Source organism: Pedobacter sp., from assembly GCF_045628745.1.
Taxonomy (GTDB): Bacteria; Bacteroidota; Bacteroidia; order Sphingobacteriales; family Sphingobacteriaceae; genus Pedobacter.
This window is the reverse complement of record NZ_JAZQPU010000286.1, coordinates 1-1,741: the sequence shown is the minus strand read 5'-3', so window position 1 is coordinate 1,741 and position 1,741 is coordinate 1. Positions and strand designations below refer to the sequence as shown.

Here is a 1,741-nt window from a genome sequence, read left to right as displayed (position 1 = left end):
TTTTTGCATAGGTGGGGTAGGATTGGAAAATGTGTGAGCATTAAGAACTAAAGATAAAGCAATTGTTTTGATTGAAACCCCAGGTTTAGCCGATTTAATGCTACACCGCTTACCTCAAAAATCCAGGGAATATAGATATTAGTAGAATGAAGTTCTATTGATCAGCACTCCAATCTAGTAAATCATTATATAACTTTTCTATCTTTTTCGAACTGTTGGCAGAATATAGATTAATCAACTTTTCATTGAATTCCTTAGATTTAGGGAAACCTTTAGCTTTCATTTTATCATTTACGTGATCGATTACCTTTTGAAGCAGCACCTTGTTCCCAGGAAAATTATCAGAACAATAAAGAACAAATAAACCCCATGTCAAATATTCATCAAACACTTTTATTGGAGTGGGGTAATGTTCTGTAGATCGAATATCTTTATTGACCCAGATACTTCTTTTGTTAAAAATGGAATCAAGTTTATTCTTGAATTTAGCACTTAAGGGGCCGACATAGTTGTGGTCAATCTCTGTAAATATTACTCTACTATTCATTATCTCATTAAGTTCAGATGTCCATTCCGAATTATATTTAATAGTTGGCAAAACCAACATGGTTTCCTTAAATGATTGATCCTCGAAAGTATTAGTTGAATTTATACCTCCTATTAACGGAGAAGTTAAAATCAAGTAACTGTTTATTTTCAAGTCAAATCGCTCTTCAAGCCATTTTTTTTGTTTATTAATTACACCAAATACTTTAAAATCATCTACAATTTTATTATAATCAGCTTTATGGGTTTGATAAAATTTTCTAAATCCTGATTTATGGGCAAAGTCTTCTATATCTGTCTTATAAGTAATTATGGGATCAGATTTTACTTCAAAGTTTCCAACTCCTTTGGCAGGGAAATTATAAGCCCCAGTTCGTTCCAAACTACTTCCATTAAACTTAAAACCATAAGCATTCGAGGAAAGTATAATATGATATATTATACTTTCCTCTAAAAGAGAGTTCATCTTCTTTATAGCGTTGTGATTGGCATAAGGACTGAAATGTTTAATAACTTCATTATAATAGCTAGTATTATGATTTACCATATTTGAATCTTTCAAACCAAGTTCAGTCATTGCAAACATAATGTAGGTCAACTCTTGAACCTCATTGATTTCTATTTTTACTTTTCCGTCGTTTCTTTTTATATAGTCCGAATTGAATGAAACCTCATTCTCTTGTGCTAATGAGTAATAAGGGGAAAATAAAATGGCAAGTACTGTAAAAAAAGAAGAGATCGCTTTCATTTGAATTTTAAGAGAATTTTAAAAAAGCCAATATACACAAACATGTCACTTGGACGTATTATCATTTCGGCCTAATTTCATTGATTGGAATTGCAACAATAAAATAGATATTTATAAGCTGCACCTCTAATACTCACTTCAAAGAATGGAGAAAAGCAAGAAAGACCGCCTCAAATAACAAGCAATTTATTAAAGCATCTGAATGGCAAAGCACATTTTGGCTATGCAAGTAAAGATTCCCTCCACAACTATAGATACAATAAAATTTAAAACTAAAATTCTTTTTTTGCAATGTCAAAAGCAACATTAGTTTTTTAATTCAAATAATAAGATGGAAACCCTGTCAAAGAGCTCTTTCAGTAAAATTCTATCTTCTAATTCTTTAATATTCATAATTTGATTTTTTACTGCGAATAAAAGTACAAGCAAGAACCATAGTCTTACGTC

General features: G+C 30.7%; 1 protein-coding gene. It reads right to left on the bottom strand.

Features of this window, described 5'->3' with window-relative positions:
• Positions 1-154: 154 nt before the first annotated feature.
• Complete coding sequence (locus ACR2F7_RS10695; RefSeq protein WP_432713555.1) at positions 155-1,294, bottom strand: DUF4932 domain-containing protein; 1,140 nt, start codon at positions 1,292-1,294, stop codon at positions 155-157.
• Positions 1,295-1,741 lie beyond the last annotated feature (447 nt).

Coding starts and splice junctions, on each gene's coding strand:
- ACR2F7_RS10695 (WP_432713555.1), bottom strand. CDS start 1,294: ATGAAAGCGATCTCTTCTTTTTTTACAGTACTTGCCATTTTATTTTCC.